A 16799-nucleotide genomic window follows, 5' to 3' on the forward strand; every position below is an offset into this window, starting at 1 on the left:
CCTCGGAGGGGGTAGCGCAAAATGCGGAAACTGCGGAAAATCCAATTCCGCTGACTGCAGTGCCTGCACTAGGCCCGCGCATCGGCGGCGATGTTGGCCGCCAGCGAGCGCAGCAGCGGGCCGAAGCGCGCGCCGGCCTGGGTCTCGGTCATCGTCGAGCGCGTGAAGCGCATGGTGACGCAGCCCAACACGCGCCCGCGCTTGCGGATCGGCACCGCGATGCCCTGAAGTTTTGCAGAAGGCGGCAGCACGGTGAAGGCGTGGCCATCACGGCGGATGCGGGCGAGGGCGGCGGCGAAGGCTGCGTCGTTGCGCACGCCGAGCTCGTGCAGCATTGCCCGGCGTTCCTCGTCCGAGCAGAAGGCGAGCCAGGCGCGGCCAAGCGCGCCGGTCAGGATCGGGCTGCGCCGCTGCAGGGCGATGCGCTCGAAGGACAAGGGACTCTCCGGCGCCGTGGAATAACGGATGGTGATGGCGCGCAGGCGGATCGCCCCGAGATAGAGCGGCCAGCCGTGCTGACGCGTGAAGCGCCGCATGTGCGGCGCTGCAGCGTCGACCAGGTGGTCGATGAAACGGATGCCTTGGGCCAGATCGAGCACGCGATCGGTCAGGCGATAGCCGATCTCGCGCGAGATGCGGGTCGCATAGCCCAGCTCGATCAGGGTCTGCAGCAGGCGTACGACGGTCGGCCGCGGCAGCCCCGTCTCGGCCGTCAGCTCGGAGAGCGTGCCGTGCGGGCGTCGGCTCAACGCCTCGAGGATGGTGAAACTGCGTCGGACAGGTTCGATGACCGTGGGCATGCCTGTAAGCATAGTCCGCATTACGGACTTCTGTGAGTTTCCGTGGGATAGTCGATGGCCATTAGGGCTAGCTTCGGTTCAATGATCAGAAGACGTCAGCTTCCCGCGTTGCTCGGCGCTGCCGCAGTATCGCGGAGCGCATTCGCTCAGCCAGCCAAATTCCCGTCGGGTCGGGTCACCATCGTTGTTCCGTTTCCGGCTGGTGCGGCGACCGACATCAGTGCGCGCATCTACGCCGAACGCCTGTCTGCGCTGTGGGGCCAGCCGGTGGTGGTCGACAACAAGGGCGGCGGCAATGGCATCCCTGCCGCCGAGTCGGTCGCGCGCGCCAAGCCCGACGGGCTCACCCTCTTCGCCACCTCGACGATGACCCAGGCGGTCAATCCGGCGATCTACGACAAGCTGCCGTACGATCCGATCCAGAGCTTCGAGGCGATCACGCGCATGGGCACCTCGCCGTTCGTGCTGCTGGTCGACAAGAACAGCCCGATCAACACGGCCGCGGAGCTGACGGCCAAGCTCAAGGCCGAGCCCGGCAAGCACAATTACGGCGCCGGTGCGCTGCCGGCGCGCGTCGCCTCCGAGCTCTACAAGCTCGCCGCCGGCGTCGATGTCACCTACGTCGGCTACAAGAGCAACCCGCAGGCGATCCCCGACGTGCAGAGCGGGCTCCTGACCTTCATGATGATCGACACGGTCAACGCCAAGGTCGCCATGGACCGCGGCGCACTGAAGGGCCTGTTCGTGACCGACGGCGAGCGCTATGCCGCCGTGCCCGACATGCCGACGGCGGCGGAGGCGGGCTATCCCGACGTGCTGCTCACGACCTGGACCGGCTACTACGCGCCCAAGGGGACGCCGCGGGAGATCGTCGACGGCATCAACGCCGACATCGCCAAGGTCGCCGCGATGCCCGAGGTCCTCGAGCGCCTGGCGGCCATCGGCGGGGTCCCCAAGCTGATGAGCCCCGCCGAGTTCGCCGCCTTCACCGCTTCCGAGAAAGAGCGCTGGGGCAAGATCATTCATCGTGCCAATATCAAAGTGGAGTAGGAGAGAGCCATGCAAGGATCGCTGCGAGGCAACGCCGGTCCCCGCTACCGGCACACGGCCGACGAAAGTGCGCCGTACGAGACCATCACCATCGACAAGCTGACGCCGATCATCGGTGCGGAGATCAGCGGCATCGACCTCAGCCAGCCGCTTTCGAATCGCCAGCACGACGAAGTGCACCGCGCGCTCGCCGAGAACCTGGTGATCTTCTTTCGCGACCAGCACATCACGCCCGACCAGCACCTGGCCTTCGGCCGGCTGTTCGGCGACCTGCACGTCCACCCCGCCGCGCCGCACGAGCCGGGCAAGCCCGACCTGATGATCATCCACGCCGACAAGGATTCTCCGCGCGCGAATGGTGAAGGTTGGCACACCGATGTGAGCTGCGACCTCGAGCCGCCGATGGGCAGCATCCTCTACATCAAGACCTGCCCGCCCAAGGGCGGCGACACGCTGTTCGCCTCGATGTACGCCGCCTACGAGGCGCTGTCGGACCGCATGAAGACGTACCTCGAGGGCATGACCGCCATCCATGACGGCGAGCAGGTCTATCGCGGCCTCTACAAGAACTTCGGCGTCGCCGACAAGCCGCAGTATCCGCGGGCCGAGCATCCCGTCATCCGCACCCATCCGGTGACGGGCAAGAAGGCGCTGTACGTCAATCGCGGCTTCACTCGCGCCCTGGTCGGCGTGCCGCGCGACGAGGGCGACGGCATCCTGCGCTATCTCTACGAGCACATGGAGAACCCGCTGTTCCAGTGCCGCTTCCGCTGGCGTGAGAACTCGATCGCCTTCTGGGACAACCGCTGCGTCCAGCACCGCGCCATGTGGGACTACTGGCCGCATACGCGCAGCGGAAACCGGGTTACAGTGGCGGGCGACAAACCCTACTGACGCCGGCTCCCTTCGGGGGCCGACCATCCGAGGCCGTTCTTGTTAGTGATCTTCGATTGCGACGGCGTGCTGGTCGACAGCGAGCCGCTCGCCAATGCGAGTTTTTCCCGGGCGCTCAAGGCGCAAGGCCTCGACTGGTCGGTCGAGGAGACGATGCGCCGCCTGATGGGACGGTCGCTGAAATCGTGCGTGGAGATCTGCGAGGTCGAGATCGGCCGCAAGCTGCCCGACGACTTCGTCGAGAAGATGCAGGCGGTGACCTATCAGAGCTTCCGCGACGCGCCGCTGCAGCCGGTCGCCGGCGTGAAGGATGCCGTCGAGGCGCTGCAGAAGGCGGGCTTCGACACCTGCGTCGCAAGCTCCGGCTCGCCCGACAAGATGCGCTTCACGCTCGGCCTCACCGGCCTGTGGGACCTGTTCGACGGCCGCATCTTCAGTTCCAGCCAGGTGCCGCGCGGAAAGCCGTTCCCCGATCTCTTCCTCCACGCCGCGATCAGCATGAACGTGCAGCCGTTCGACTGCGTCGTCGTCGAGGATTCGGTGCCCGGCATCCAGGCGGCGCGGTCCGCCGGCATGCGGCCGCTGGCCTATGCCGGCGCGCCCTACGCCGATCGTTCGGCCTTGATGGCGGCGGGCGGCGAGCCGTTCGACGACATGAAGCAGTTGCCGGCGCTGGTGCAGCCGTGACCGGCTCATGGTCCATGGGCAACGCCAGGCCGGAGCGCGTCGTCGTGGTCGGTGCCGGCATGTCGGGCCTGGTGGCGGCGCGGCTGCTGCATGACTCGGGCTTTGCCGTCACCGTGCTCGAGGCGCGCAAGCGCATCGGCGGACGGACCTGGACCGACGATTCGCTGGGCGCGCCGCTCGATCTCGGCGGCTCGTGGGTGCACGGCGTCGACGGCAATCCGCTGGCGCTGTGGTGCGGCAAGCTCGGCATCGCGCTCGTCGAATCGCAGGGCGATCGGTTGTTGATCGACGATCGCGCGACCGCGCCGACGCGCGAGGGCCAGCGCAGGCGGGCGATCGCGGGCCGCATGGCCTTCAAGGCCGCCATCGAATGGGCGAGCTGGCGCAGCAAGGCGATGGCGCGCGTGCGCGGGCCGCGGTCGATCTCGGTCAAGCAGGCGGTCGATCCGCTGCTGCACGCGTCGTGGCTGCCCGAGGTCGACAAGCTGGTGATCGGCACCTTCATCGAGATGTGCGAAGGCGTGCAGGGCGCGCCCTACGATGCCGTCTCGGCCGAGGAGTGGTTCCCGACCGAAGGGCTGGAGCGCAACGCCCAGCCGAAAGGCGGCTTTCGCACGCTGCTCGAGGACGCCGCCCAGAACATGGCAGTCCGCTTCGACGCCGCGGTGCAGCGCATCATCTGGAGCGACGCCGGCGTGACGGCGATCCTGGCAACCGGCGAGAAGATCGAAGCCGACCGGGCATTGATCACCGTGCCGCTGGGTCTGTTGCGCGCCGGCATGCCTGCCCTCGATCCGCTGCCGCCCGAGGAGCAGCAACGGGCGATCGGCCGCCTGGGCTACGGCGCCGGCATCCTGGGCAAGATCTACCTGCGATTCCCGAAACGCTTCTGGCCCGAGCACCCGAAATGGTTCGGCCGGCTGCCCGACTCGCCCGATCGGCGCGGCACCTTCAATACGTGGGTCAGCCATGAGCAGGAGACGGGGCAGCCGATCCTGCTCAGCTTCTGCAACGGCGCCACCGCCGCACGCCTTGACCGGACGGCAAGCGATGCCGAAGTGAAGGAGGTGGCGATGGCCTCGCTGCGCAAGATGTTCGGCGCGGCCGTTGTCGAGCCGGAGGCGATGGTCTATCCGCGCTGGCTGAGCGATCCCTGGTCGCGCGGCGGCTATTCCTACCCGGGCGTCGGCAGCGCGCCCGAGGATCGCGAGGCGCATGCAAGGCCGCTCGGCCGGCGGGTGTTCTTTGCCGGCGAGGCGACCGAGCCGGTCGAGTACGGCACGGTGCACGCGGCCCTGTGGTCGGGCGAGCAGGCGGCGGAAGCGATCTTCAGGGTCGCGACCGGGACGGATGCGAAGACAGATGCACGGCCGTGGTCGGGCGCACGCACAGGCGCCGGGCGGCACAACGAAGGACTTTGAACCATGACCCTCGCCAACATCCTGTTCGTCCTGGTGATCATCTCGGGCCTGGCTACGCTCGGCATGCTGTTCGTCGGCCTGTTCAGCATGGCGCGCAACACCGAGCAGACGGTCGAGGGCGGCAGGCGCAGCAACCGCTTCATGTGGTGGCGCGTGCGCCTGCAGTTCCTGACCATCGTCCTGATCGTTCTTTGGTATCTTGCCAGCCGGAGCTGAACCGATGGTGACGTTGACCCGCATCTACACGCGCGGCGGCGACAGCGGCGAGACCTCGCTGGGCCGCGGCGAGCGCGTCGCCAAGCACGATCCGCGCGTCGAAGCCTACGGCACCGTCGACGAGGCCAACTCCGTCATCGGCCTCGCCCGTCATGCCATTGCCGGCACGGCGCTGGGTGGCGAGCCCTATCATCAGGCCCACGCCATGCTGGGCCGCATCCAGAACGACCTGTTCGATCTCGGCGCCGATCTCTGTACGCCCGAGGGCGAGGCCAAGCGCGGCGAGCAGGCGCTGCGCATCGTGCCCTCGCAGGTCGAGCGTCTGGAGCGCGAGATCGACGCCATGAACGGCGAGCTCGAGCCGCTGAAGTCCTTCATCCTGCCCGGCGGCAGCGAGGCCGCGGCGTGGCTGCATCTCGCCCGCACCGTCGCCCGCCGCGCCGAGCGGCGCATGACCCAGCTCGCCGCCGAGCAGGCGGTCAATCCCGAGGCGATCAAGTACATCAACCGCCTGTCCGATCATCTCTTCGTGCTGGCTCGACGGCTGAACGACAACGGCGCCAACGACGTGCTGTGGGTGCCGGGCGGCGGCCGTTGACCGGTGCCGAGGTTCGCGACGTCGAGGCGGCTGATCATCCAGAATGGCATCGGATGTGGCTCGCCTATTGCGCTCTCTACGGTGTTTCGCAGCCGGCTGAGGATGACCGCGAACTGTGGCGCCGCATCATTGAGCCGGACTATCCGATGGGCACATTAGTATGCGGTGCACCGCTCGTCGGCTTTGCGAACTACGTGCTTCGCCCGCACACGTTCAGCAGCCGGATGGTCTGCTATCTCGAAGATCTCTGGGTCGAACCGTCCGCGCGCGGCGCCCGATGGGGCCAAAAGCTCATCGAGGCACTGGTCGCCCGCGGCCGCGACCGGGGGTGGCGCCGGATCTACTGGCACACGGAAGCCGACAACCCAGCGCGCCGGCTGTACGACCGCGCCGCCCGGCTGACCGACTATGTCCGCTACGACATCTCCCTGCCCTAGCACCGATCCGTTCGGTCCAATTTAGCGGCAATAATCGGGGAACCATCCAAATCGGATGGAATTGACCGTGACGGCTTGCGGCCTGCGGAATTACGACGGGCCGTGGGGTAGTGGTCATGAGTCCAAATCGTACGATCATCGTGGCGGCGCTCGTCGCGGCGCTGGCTGCGTCGGCTGGGCCGGGACACGCGCAGACGAGCGGCGGCGTGTTCAAAATCTATCATCGCGACAGCCCGCCCAGCGCGTCGATCCTGGAGGAGGCGACCAATTCGACGGTCGTTCCCTTTATGCCCGTGTTCAACAACCTGGTCGTCTTCGATCCGCAGGTGCCGCAGAACAGCGACCGCTCGATCGTCCCCGACCTCGCCACGTCGTGGCGCTGGAACAGCGAGCAGACGGAGCTCACCTTCAAGTTGCGGGAGGGCGTGACCTGGCACGACGGCGTGCCTTTCACCGCGAGGGACGTGGCCTGCACCTTCGACCTGCTGGCCGGCAAGGGCCGCGAGAAGCTGCGCCGCAACCCGCGCCGGGAATGGTATCGCAACATCGATTTCGTCGACGCTCGCGACACGCACGAGGTGACCCTCTACCTCACCCGGCCGCAGCCCTCGCTCCTCAGCATGCTGGCTTCGGGGTTCTCGCCGATCTATCCCTGCCACGTTTCGCCGTCGCAGATGCGCAGCCGCCCGATCGGTACCGGTCCGTTCAAGCTTGCGTCGTTCCGCGAATTCCAATCGATCAGCCTGGTCCGCAATCCCGACTACTGGAAGAAGGGCAGGCCCTATCTCGACGGCATCGAGTTCACGGTCAGCAACAGCCCGTCGACCGCCATCCTGAGCTTCGCCACCGGCCGTTTCGACATGACGTTTCCCTGGGAAGTGACGGCCGAGGAGCTGAAGATCATCCGCCAGCGCGCGCCCGCCGCGATGTGCGAGACGACGGCGATGAACCTCAATATCAACCTGCTGATCAATCGCACGACGCCGCCGTTCGACAATGCCGACCTGCGCCGGGCGCTGATGCTCGCGATCGATCGCGAGGCCTTCGTCGCCGCCCTCGGCCGCGAGGTCGCCGAGATCGGCGGCACGATGCAACCTCCCCGCGACGGGTTCTGGGGCCTGCCGGCCGCCGATCTCGCCGCGGCGCCGGGCTATGGCGGCGACGTCGCGCAAAACCGCGCCGAGGCGCGCGCTCTCATGGAAGGGCTGGGTTACGGGCCCGGCAAGCGGCTCGATCTCAAGGTCATCACCCGCGGTATCGGCACCTACACCGAGGCGGCGCCGACCTTGTTGAGCCAGCTGCGGGAGATCCAGATCGACGCCCAGCTCGAGATCGTCGAGACCTCGCGCTGGTTCGCCCGGCTTTCCCGCAAGGACTACGCCGTCGCGCTGAACGCAACCGGTAACGGCATCGACGATCCCTACCAGACGTTCTACGAGAACTTCGCCTGCGGCTCGTCCCGCAACTACACCGGCTACTGCAATCGCGAGCTCGAGGGCATGGTCGACGCGCAGTCGGCCGAGATCGATCCACACAAGCGCCAAGCCCTTGTTCACGACATCGACGCCCGGCTGCTGGCCGACGGCGCCCGCCCGCCGATCTACTGGAAGGGCGGCACGACCTGCCTGCAGCCGCAGGTGCGGGGCTACGTCAGCATGGTGAACAGCGTCTACAATGGCTTTCGCTTCGAGGACGTCTGGCTTGAGAGGGCGTCGCCGCGAAAAGGCCAGGGCGCGACGCGCAGCGGGTTCGCGGTGCGGGCGGAAGCTGCCCACCAGGCTGTCGCGGCTCCGTAACCTGTTGATTATCAGCCGGAATCCCGGTCAGGCGGCGATTTTGTGCAGTGCGCCATAGCCTTGACATGATCGGCTGAACACCCCTACACGAAAACCCCTTCGCCGGACGGAAGGTCTGGCGGCAACTCACCTATAGGCGCAACGCGATGAAAGTGCTGGTCGCGGTCAAGCGGGTCATCGACTACAACGTCAAGATCCGCGTCAAGGCCGACAACACGGGCGTCGAGACGGCGAACGTCAAGATGTCCATGAACCCCTTCGATGAGATCGCCGTGGAAGAGGCGATCCGGATGAAAGAGAAGGGCCAAGCGACCGAGATCATCGCCTTTTCCGCCGGTCCTGCGCAGTGCCAGGAGACGATCCGCACCGCCCTCGCCATGGGCGCCGACCGCGGCGTGCTGGTGCAGACCGATGCCGAGCTGCAGCCGCTCGCCGTCGCCAAGCTGATGAAGGCGGTGGTCGACAAGGAGCAGCCCGGCCTGGTGATCGTCGGCAAGCAGGCGATCGACGATGACTCCAACCAGACCGGCCAGATGCTGGCCGCGCTGCTGGGCTGGTCGCAGGGCACCTTCGCCAACAAGCTGAACGTCGCCGACGGCTCGGCCGAGCTGAAGCGCGAGGTCGACGGTGGCCTCGAGAACATCAAGATCAAGCTGCCGGCGGTGATCACCACCGACCTGCGCCTCAACGAGCCGCGCTACGCCTCGCTGCCCAACATCATGAAGGCCAAGAAGAAGCCGATCGAGGTCCTGGCGCCGGATACGCTGGGCGTCGACATCGCGCCGCGCCTCAAGGTGCTCAAGGTCGAGGAGCCGCCCAAGCGCAAGTCCGGCATCAAGGTGAAGACCGTCGCCGAACTGGTCGACAAGCTGAAGAACGAAGCGGGAGTGATCTGACATGGCCGTTCTGGTTGTCGCCGCCCATGACGGCAAGACCGTTCGCAGCAACGTCGCGAACGCCGTGACTGCGGCCTCTCAGATGGGTCCCGAGGTCCATGTGCTGGTCGCCGGCTCCAATGCCGGCGAGGCCGCCAAGTCGGCCGCCGCCATCCAGGGCGTGGCCAAGGTGCTCGACGCCGAGGACACGGCCTACGCCAACTGGCTCGCCGAGGATGTCGCCCCGCTGGTGGTCAAGCTCGCGCCGAACTACAGCCACATCGTGATGGCAGCCGATTCGGTCGGCAAGAACATCGCCCCGCGCGTCGCGGCTTTGCTCGACGTCGCCCAGGTCTCCGAGGCCATCCAGGTCGTATCGCCCGACACCTTCGTGCGCCCGATCTATGCCGGCAACGCCATGGCGACCGTGCAGACGGCCGACAAGATCAAGGTCGTCACCGTCCGCCCGACCAACTTCAAGGCGGCCGCCACCGGCGGCTCCGCCCCGATCGAGCAGATCGGCGGCACCGGCGCGGGCGGGCTCGCCTCTTACGTCGGCGCCGAGCTCTCCAAGAGCGAACGGCCCGAGCTCACCTCGGCCAAGATCGTGGTGTCGGGCGGCCGTGGCCTGGCCAGCGGCGAGAACTTCAAGATGCTCGAGGCATTGGCCGACAAACTTGGTGCCGGTCTCGGCGCCAGCCGTGCCGCGGTCGATGCAGGCTACGTGCCCAACGACTACCAGGTCGGCCAGACCGGCAAGGTGGTGGCGCCCGACCTCTACATCGCCATCGGCATCTCCGGCGCGATCCAGCATCTCGCCGGCATGAAGGACAGCAAGACCATCGTTGCGATCAACAAGGACGAGGAAGCCCCGATCTTCCAGGTTGCCGACTACGGCATCGTGGGCGATCTCTTCCAGATCGTGCCCGAGCTGACTGCCGCGGTGGAAAAGAAGTAACGCGGAGTATCGCGTCATGATCAAACGCATCGGCGTCATCGGTGCCGGCCAGATGGGCAGCGGCATCGCCCATGTTTGCGCGCTCAAGGGCTACGACATCCGCATCGCGGACGTCGACCAGGCGCATCTCGACAAGGGCATCGATGCGATCGGCCGCAACATGGACCGCCAGATCGGTCGCGGCATGATCCGGCCCGAGGACAAGGACTCGGCGCTGAAGCGCATTTCCACCAGCACCGACTTCAAGCAGTTCGCCGACTGTGACCTGATCGTCGAGGCGGCGACCGAGAACGAGGCGGTCAAGCGCGAGATCTTCAAGAAGGTTTGTGTCGACCTGCCGGCCAATGTGCTGCTGGCGACCAACACCTCGTCGATCTCCGTGACGCGTCTGGCTTCGGTGACCGACCGGCCAGGCAAGTTCATGGGCATGCACTTCATGAACCCCGTGCCGATGATGGGCCTGGTCGAGCTGATCCGCGGCATCGCCACGGAGGAAGAGACCTTCCGCACCGTGCGCGACGTCGTGGTCAAGCTCGACAAGAAGCCGGTCAACGCCGAGGACTTCCCGGCCTTTATCGTCAACCGCATCCTGCTACCGATGATCAACGAGGCGGTCTATGCCCTCTACGAGGGCGTCGGCAACGTCGAGGCGATCGACACCGGCATGAAGCTCGGCGCCAACCATCCGATGGGCCCGCTTGAGCTCGCCGACTTCATCGGCCTCGATACCTGCCTGTCGGTGATGCAGGTGCTGCACGAGGGCCTGGCCGATTCCAAGTACCGCCCGTGCCCCTTGCTGGTGAAGTACGTCGAGGCCGGCTGGGTCGGCCGCAAGGTCAAGCGCGGCTTCTACGACTACTCGGGCGAGCGCCCGGTCCCGACCCGGTAGGAATCTGAGCACGCGGGCATAGCCCAGCCTGCTCGCCCTGCGAGGAAAGCATTGTTCATCGGGCGTCGCGTTGCGACGCCGAATGCGAGCACGCGCCGCGGCGTGGTCGGGTACAATGGTCGCCCCAACCTCGAAGGCGAAAACAATGAACTCGAAGGCAACGCGTCTGTCTGTCCTCTCGGCTGTCGCAGTCGGTTTCGCCGCAACGCTCTTGCCGGCCGCGCCGGCCGATGCGCAATGGGTGTTCGTCGCCCGCAAAGCTCTCGGTCGCATCGAGCAGATGAGAGAGGGCCAGCAGAGCGGCGGCCGGCCGGGTTACGACTTCGCCACCGTCCTCCTCGACGTGCTGGCCGACAAGGTCTACGCGACGGCGCTGGAGCTCGCGCGCAAGAACACCGCGGTGCGCGTCGTGATGCAGGATCCCGCTCAGCGCCGTTTCTAGATCGCCGAAGGCGACCGCACGGCCACCTTCAATGTCGTCCACTTCAACGACGAAGTCTCGCAGATCATGATCGCCGGCCACGCCGGGCCGGGCGAGGGCTCGACCACGTCACGCGTCGTGCAGGCCGTGCTGCGCGTCTGCAAGGAGATGGGCAAGCACTGCCAGGTCGGCGGCTGACCCTCGCTGACATCGAGCAACTTGGCTGCCGTGACTCTTTAGCCGTTTGTTTCCTTCGCGTGCCCTGCGAGACTTCGGGCAATCGCAGTCGCGCAAGGAGTAGAGTCCGATGGCCCGCCGGCCGATCCGCATTGCCGTCCTGTATTTCGTTCATGAGACGGTAACGTTCCTCAGGAACGACACCACCTTCGACGACTTCGTCTACGAAGGCTCGCCAGCCAAGGGCGAGGCACTGCTGGCGCACGAGCCGAAGTCCTACATGGGCGGCTTCGTGAAGGTGGCGCGCGAGTTCGACGGCGTCGAGCTGGTCGGCATCGAATCGCCGCTGTTTCCCAAGACCGGCACGGGCTCGGGCTGGATAACGCGCGAGGCCTACGAGACCTTCGTTGGCCGCATGATCGACGAGATCGCGGCGAGCGGCCCCTATGACGGCGTCTATCTCAGCCTGCACGGCGCCATGGGCGTGCGCGGCATCCCGCGGCCCGAGGCCGACATCGCGCGGCGGGTGCGCGCGGTGGTCGGCCGCAAGGCCTTCATCGTCGGCACCTTCGATCCGCACGGCAACGAGGACGAGGAATTCCTGCAGCAGGCCGACATGGCCTTCACGGTGAAATACTTCCCGCACTACGACAGCCATCTGCAGGGCGAGCGCGCGGCGCGCATGCTGGTGCGCGCCATCCGCGGCGACTACAAGCCCGCCACCGTCACGCAGCGCGTGCCGATCATCTCGCCGACGGTGCTGCAATGGACCGGCGCCTCGCCGTGGATGGACCTGGTGCAGCGCGCACTGACCTGGGAGGCGCGCGAGCCCGACGTCTATGTGAACTTCTTCTTCGGCTTTCCCTTCGCCGACGTGCCGGATGTCGGCATGACCTTCCAGGTCATGACCAACGGCGATCCCGGCCTGGCGCGCCGCGTCGCCGACGACATGGCGTCGGCGGCCTGGCGCCAACGCAAGGCTCTGATCGGCTCGACCAGGGTCTACACGATCCCCGAAGGCGTGACGCTCGCCAAGGAGGCGATGGCGCGGGGCGCCACGCCGGTGGTGCTGGCCGACCACAGCGACCGCTCGGGCTCGGCCACCTGGATCCTGAAGGAGGTCATCGAGCAGGATCTGTCGGACGTGCTGATCGCGACCATAGCCGACGCCAAGGCGATCGATGTGCTCAAGGCCAGGGACGTGAAGGCCGGAGAGCCGTTCGACATGGAGGTGGGCGGGCTGGTCGACGAATCCGCCGGCGCGCCGGTGCGTGTCCGGGGCACCGTGCTGGCTGCCGTCGAGGGCCGCGGCCAGCTCTGGGTCATCGTGAAGTTCGGCCGCGGCAACGTGCTGGTGCTGAGCCGCTACCTCGTTCAGATCATGGAGCCCGGCTCGCTGGGCGCGCTCGGCCTCGACCTCGCGGCCTTCAAGGCCTTCGCCATCAAGTCACGTGTCCATTTCCGCCGCGGCTTCGACGACAGCGGCTTCGCCAAGACGATCCTGCTGGTTGAGCCGGTCGAGCCGTTCCTGGGCACTGTTAGGCTCGAAGGCCTGCCGTATCAGAATGTCGACCTGAAGAAGTTCTATCCCTACGGCGATCCGAAGTTTCCGTAACGGTCAAAAAAGACCGCTGAGCTCCCGGCGGCCGTCTATGACAGCGATGAGGTCTACTTCGTCCTTCCTCGAATCATACTCGTACAAAAGCAGGTAGTTGCCTTCGACCAGCATGCGCATGCCACGGCGGATGTCGTTGCGCAAGGCGCCGATCTGCGGGAATTGGCGCAAGATTTGTAGCTTTGCATCGATGCGCAGAAGAACGCGATCCGCGGCCGTCGAGTTGTCTGACGCGATGTATCGCCAGATCTCGCGGAGATCGGCCTCCGCTCGTCGGCTGACGAAAAGCTCAGCCACGCCGACGGGTGCGGCCTTTGAAAGTGGCTTGCTCTTCCGCGAGCACCCGTTTCACGTCCAGACGACCGGCTCGGCCGCTTGTCTTGCCTTCGTCCCAGCGATGGCGCAAGACAGCAACATCGCGTTCGCGTAGATGCCGGCGCGCTTCCCAAAGTCTCAGAGCATCGCGAATGACTTCGCTTGTAGAGGCGTATTCGCCGTTTTCGACAGCCTCGCGAACGGACTTAGCCATCGGTGCGGGCAACGCCACGCTCAGCCGTTCGATTTCCGCCATCTCTACGACCTCCTGCGCGAAGATAGCGTCGATGCGGATGCTGAAGAAGTATTAATTGTTATGAAAGCGGGCGCTCAGGTCATCGCCGCCCGCATCAGCGCGAGCCCTTCCGGCGTGTCCCAGTCGGCGTCGCCTTCCAGGCGTCCCAGCTCGCGGCCCTCCGGATCGACCAGGATCGAGGTCGGCAGCAGGGTCACGCCCAGCGTCGACATCGCCTTGCGGCCCTTGTCGTAATAGATGCGCAGGCTGAGCAGATTCTGCTCCTTGTAGAATGGCGCGACCTTGGGCTTGGACGGGCCGTCGAGCGAGATCGGGATCACCAGGAACCTGTCTCGTGGCATCTCGGCCTGCAGCCGGTCGAGGCTGGGCATTTCCTTCACGCACGGCGCACACCAGGTGGCCCACAGGTTGATCAATCGCGCCTGACCGTTGAGTTCGGACAAGCGTACCGGCTGGTCGTTGACGTCGAGGAATTCGAGATCCGGAACGGGCTTGGGCGGCCTGGTGAGCTTGAAGCGCTTCATCGCCCCCTTGATCAGGCTTGAGGAAATCTCGGCCCGGGCGGTTGCTGCGCTAATGAGTGTGGCCGCGCCGCCCATCACGACGGCCCTTCGACTGGGGAGGAAATCTTGAATGGGATATGCCATAAGCCGCGTTCCTAAAGCACCACTGGCTCATATTCATGGCACGGAAGAACACGACTGCGCGAGCGCCGAAGCGGCAATCCAACACGATGTGGGGCGGGCGCTACAAGCTCGGTCCGGCGGAAATCATGGAGAAGATCAACGCCTCCATCGGCTTCGACCGACGTCTCTACGCGCAGGACATCGCGGGCTCGATCGCCCACTGCGACATGTTGGTCGCCCAGGGCATCGTCTCGGCCAAGGACGGCCGCGCCATCAAGCGTGGGCTCGTGAAGATCCGTGAGGAGATCGAATCCGGTCGCTTCAAGTTCTCGACCAAGCTCGAGGACATCCATTTCAACGTCGAGGGCCGGCTGACCGAGCTCATCGGCCCGGCCGGCGGGCGGGTGCACACGGCGCGCTCGCGCAACGACCAGATCGCACTCGACGTGCGGCTGTGGGTGCGCGACACGATCGATCGCCTGGAGCCGATGCTGCGCGACCTGCAGGCGGCGCTGATCGATCGCGCCGACGAATATGCCGCGACCATCATGCCGGGCTTCACCCATCTGCAGACGGCCCAGCCCATCACCTTCGGCCATCATCTGATGGCCTATGTCGAGATGTTCGGCCGCGACCGCAGCCGCATGACCGACTGCCGCGCGCGCATGAACGAATCGCCGCTGGGCGCGGCGGCGCTCGCCGGCTCGCCGCATCCCATCGATCCGCGCAAGACCGCCAAGGCGCTGGGCTTCGACGGGCCGATGGCCAACTCGCTCGATGCCGTGTCCGACCGCGATTACGTCGTGGAGTTCATCGCCGCGGCCTCGCTCGCGGCGGTGCACCTGTCGCGCCTCTCGGAAGAGATCGTGCTCTGGTGCTCCGCACCGTTCCGCTTCATCGCGCTGTCCGACGCCTTCACGACCGGCAGCTCGATCATGCCGCAGAAGCGCAATCCTGACGCCGCCGAGCTGACGCGCGCCAAGGTCGGCCGCATCGTCGGCGCCTTCACCGCGCTCTGCATCATCCTGAAGGGCCTGCCGCTGACCTACGGCAAGGACATGCAGGAGGACAAGGAGCCGCTGTTCGACGCCGCCGATTCGCTGGAGCTCGGCATCGCGGCGATGACCGGCATGGTGCGCGATCTCAAGGCCAATCCCGAGCGCATGCGCGCGGTCGCCGCGGCCGACTACTCGGTGGCGACCGATCTCGCCGACTGGCTGGTGCGCAAGGTCGGCCTGCCGTTCCGCCAGGCCCATCACGTCACCGGCCGGCTGGTCGGCATCGCCGCCGACAAGGGCGTCGATCTCGACAAGCTCACCCTGGCCGAGATGCAGGCCGTCGAACCCAAGATCGATCGCAGCGTCTATCGTGTCCTGACCGTCGAGGCGTCAGTCAACGCCCGCAAGAACATTGGCGGCACCGCGCCTGCCAACGTCGTGCGCGCCGTGGCCGAGGCCCGGCGCCGCTTCCTGGGACGCGACAAGAGGGCAGGGCGATGACCTTCTTCTCCTACAAGAACGGCGAGATGCACGCCGAAGGCGTGGCGCTCGCCACCATCGCGGCCCAGGTCGGCACGCCGTTCTACTGCTACTCGGCCGGCGCCCTGCGCGCGGCCTGGAAGGAGTTCGCCGACCACCTCAAGGGCATGAACGCCGAGGTCTGCTACGCCATGAAGGCGAACAGCAGTCTCGCCGTGGTCCGCCTGTTCGGCGAGCTGGGCGCGGGATCCGACATCGTGTCGATCGGCGAGATGCGTCGCGCGCTCGCGGCCGGCATACCGGCCCGGCGCATCATCTATTCCGGCGTCGGCAAGAAGCCCTCGGAACTGATGGCGGCGCTGGAGGCCGGCGTCGGCCAGATCAACGTCGAGAGCTCGTACGAGCTCGAGACCCTGAATGCCGTGGCCGGCCAGCTCGGCGTCAAGGCCGACATCACCATCCGGGTGAATCCCGACGTCGACGCCAAGACCCACGCCAAGATCACGACCGGTCGCAAGGGCAACAAGTTCGGCGTCGACATCGACCTTGCCCGCGAGGCCTATGCGCTCGCCGGCAAGCTGCCGAACCTCAACGTGGTCGGCGTGGCCATGCATATCGGCTCGCAGCTCACCTCGCTCGATCCCTACCGCGACGCCATCGTGCGGGTGCGCGAGCTGGTCACCCAGCTGCGGGCCGACGGTCACAAGATCGACCGCTTCGACATCGGCGGCGGCCTGGGGATCGTTTACGCGCAGGAGAAGCCCCCGGCGATCGCCGACTTCCTGGCAATGGTCGCCCGCGAAACTGCAGGGCTGGGTTGCGCGTTGACCTTCGAGCCCGGGCGTCGGCTGGTCGGCGAGGCGGGTGTGCTCGTGAGCGAGGTGATCCTCGTGAAGCCCGGTGCTGCAAAGACTTTCGTCATCGTCGACGCGGCCATGAACGACCTGATCCGGCCCACTCTCTATGAGGCGTGGCACGATATCCTCCCGGTGCGTGAACGCCCCCAAGCCGCCACGATCCGCTGTGACATTGTCGGGCCGATCTGCGAATCCGGGGACTACCTGGCACAAGACCGTGATATGGCGCCGCTGGCTGCCGGAGACTTGATCATGATACGCTCGGCGGGCGCCTATGGGGCCGTCATGGCCTCGACCTACAATACCCGGCCCCTGGCGCCGGAGGTCATGGTCGATGGCACGCGATTTGCGGTCACCCGGCCGAGGCCTTCGATCGACGAGTTGCTCTCTGCCGAGCGGTTTGTGCCCTGGCAAGAGCCGGTAAAGTCTTAAG

Annotated in this window: 19 protein-coding genes; 15 read left to right on the forward strand and 4 right to left on the reverse strand. The window is 66.4% G+C overall.

The window, feature by feature from the left end; genetic code table 11:
- Positions 1-68: 68 nt before the first annotated feature.
- Positions 69-800 (reverse strand): helix-turn-helix domain-containing protein, encoded by a 732-nt coding sequence (locus tag RSO01_RS11425; RefSeq protein ID WP_170302994.1) that lies wholly within the window; start codon positions 798-800, stop codon positions 69-71.
- Positions 801-881: 81 nt separating this feature from the next.
- On the opposite strand from RSO01_RS11425, the gene RSO01_RS11430 reads away from it, so the two are divergent.
- The 13 genes from RSO01_RS11430 to RSO01_RS11490 all read left to right on the forward strand — a co-directional run bounded on the left by RSO01_RS11430 (position 882) and on the right by RSO01_RS11490 (position 12834).
- Positions 882-1850, forward strand: a complete 969-nt coding sequence (locus RSO01_RS11430; RefSeq protein WP_170302995.1) for a Bug family tripartite tricarboxylate transporter substrate binding protein — start codon at positions 882-884, stop codon at positions 1848-1850.
- A gap of 9 nt (positions 1851-1859) precedes the next feature.
- A complete protein-coding gene (locus RSO01_RS11435; protein ID WP_147149225.1) occupies positions 1860-2744 on the forward strand; it encodes a TauD/TfdA dioxygenase family protein in 885 nt (294 codons plus the stop codon).
- Between the two features lie 39 nt (positions 2745-2783).
- Positions 2784-3431 (forward strand): HAD family hydrolase, encoded by a 648-nt coding sequence (locus tag RSO01_RS11440; protein ID WP_147149226.1) that lies wholly within the window; start codon positions 2784-2786, stop codon positions 3429-3431.
- Positions 3428-4852 (forward strand): flavin monoamine oxidase family protein, encoded by a 1425-nt coding sequence (locus tag RSO01_RS11445; protein ID WP_147149227.1) that lies wholly within the window; start codon positions 3428-3430, stop codon positions 4850-4852. The genes RSO01_RS11440 and RSO01_RS11445 overlap by 4 nt, the downstream gene beginning before the upstream one ends.
- 3 nt (positions 4853-4855) lie before the next feature.
- Complete coding sequence (locus RSO01_RS11450; protein WP_147149228.1) at positions 4856-5068, forward strand: twin transmembrane helix small protein; 213 nt, start codon at positions 4856-4858, stop codon at positions 5066-5068.
- Positions 5069-5072: 4 nt separating this feature from the next.
- On the forward strand, positions 5073-5666 hold the full coding sequence (locus RSO01_RS11455) for a cob(I)yrinic acid a,c-diamide adenosyltransferase (RefSeq protein WP_147149229.1): 594 nt from the start codon (positions 5073-5075) through the stop codon (positions 5664-5666).
- Positions 5663-6103, forward strand: a complete 441-nt coding sequence (locus tag RSO01_RS11460) for a GNAT family N-acetyltransferase (RefSeq protein WP_246158313.1) — start codon at positions 5663-5665, stop codon at positions 6101-6103. The genes RSO01_RS11455 and RSO01_RS11460 overlap by 4 nt, the downstream gene beginning before the upstream one ends.
- Positions 6104-6219: 116 nt before the next feature.
- Positions 6220-7899 (forward strand): ABC transporter substrate-binding protein, encoded by a 1680-nt coding sequence (locus RSO01_RS11465; protein WP_147149230.1) that lies wholly within the window; start codon positions 6220-6222, stop codon positions 7897-7899.
- A 146-nt stretch (positions 7900-8045) separates the two neighbouring features.
- A complete protein-coding gene (locus RSO01_RS11470; protein WP_147149231.1) occupies positions 8046-8795 on the forward strand; it encodes an electron transfer flavoprotein subunit beta/FixA family protein in 750 nt (249 codons plus the stop codon).
- 1 nt (position 8796) lies between these two features.
- Positions 8797-9732: an electron transfer flavoprotein subunit alpha/FixB family protein gene (locus RSO01_RS11475; RefSeq protein ID WP_147149232.1), complete on the forward strand. Its 936-nt coding sequence runs from the start codon at positions 8797-8799 to the stop codon at positions 9730-9732.
- A 16-nt stretch (positions 9733-9748) separates the two neighbouring features.
- Positions 9749-10621 carry a 3-hydroxybutyryl-CoA dehydrogenase gene (locus tag RSO01_RS11480; protein ID WP_147149233.1) on the forward strand — a complete coding sequence of 291 codons (873 nt, stop codon included), beginning with the start codon at positions 9749-9751 and terminating at the stop codon, positions 10619-10621.
- Between the two features lie 145 nt (positions 10622-10766).
- Entirely contained in the window at positions 10767-11063 is a 297-nt protein-coding gene (locus RSO01_RS11485; protein ID WP_147149234.1) for a hypothetical protein, read from the forward strand.
- 286 nt (positions 11064-11349) lie between these two features.
- Positions 11350-12834, forward strand: coding sequence for a M81 family metallopeptidase (locus RSO01_RS11490; RefSeq protein WP_147149235.1), 1485 nt, complete (start codon positions 11350-11352; stop codon positions 12832-12834).
- A 3-nt stretch (positions 12835-12837) separates the two neighbouring features.
- Here the strand turns inward: RSO01_RS11490 and RSO01_RS11495 are convergent, their stop codons facing one another.
- The 3 genes from RSO01_RS11495 to RSO01_RS11505 all read right to left on the reverse strand — a co-directional run bounded on the left by RSO01_RS11495 (position 12838) and on the right by RSO01_RS11505 (position 13929).
- Complete coding sequence (locus RSO01_RS11495) at positions 12838-13131, reverse strand: type II toxin-antitoxin system RelE/ParE family toxin (RefSeq protein WP_147149236.1); 294 nt, start codon at positions 13129-13131, stop codon at positions 12838-12840.
- Positions 13124-13405: a type II toxin-antitoxin system ParD family antitoxin gene (locus RSO01_RS11500; protein ID WP_147149237.1), complete on the reverse strand. Its 282-nt coding sequence runs from the start codon at positions 13403-13405 to the stop codon at positions 13124-13126. The genes RSO01_RS11495 and RSO01_RS11500 overlap by 8 nt, the downstream gene beginning before the upstream one ends.
- A 74-nt stretch (positions 13406-13479) precedes the next feature.
- Positions 13480-13929 carry a TlpA family protein disulfide reductase gene (locus RSO01_RS11505; RefSeq protein ID WP_170302996.1) on the reverse strand — a complete coding sequence of 150 codons (450 nt, stop codon included), beginning with the start codon at positions 13927-13929 and terminating at the stop codon, positions 13480-13482.
- A 158-nt stretch (positions 13930-14087) separates the two neighbouring features.
- Between RSO01_RS11505 and argH the strand changes: the two genes are divergently transcribed.
- Entirely contained in the window at positions 14088-15530 is a 1443-nt protein-coding gene (gene argH, locus RSO01_RS11510) for an argininosuccinate lyase (RefSeq protein WP_218037312.1), read from the forward strand.
- A complete protein-coding gene (gene lysA, locus RSO01_RS11515; RefSeq protein WP_147149239.1) occupies positions 15527-16798 on the forward strand; it encodes a diaminopimelate decarboxylase in 1272 nt (423 codons plus the stop codon). Before argH ends, lysA begins: the two co-directional genes overlap by 4 nt.
- The last annotated feature ends 1 nt before the right edge of the window (position 16799 follow it).

It is taken from the genome of Reyranella soli (assembly GCF_007992495.1).
Classification (GTDB): domain Bacteria; phylum Pseudomonadota; class Alphaproteobacteria; order Reyranellales; family Reyranellaceae; genus Reyranella; species Reyranella soli.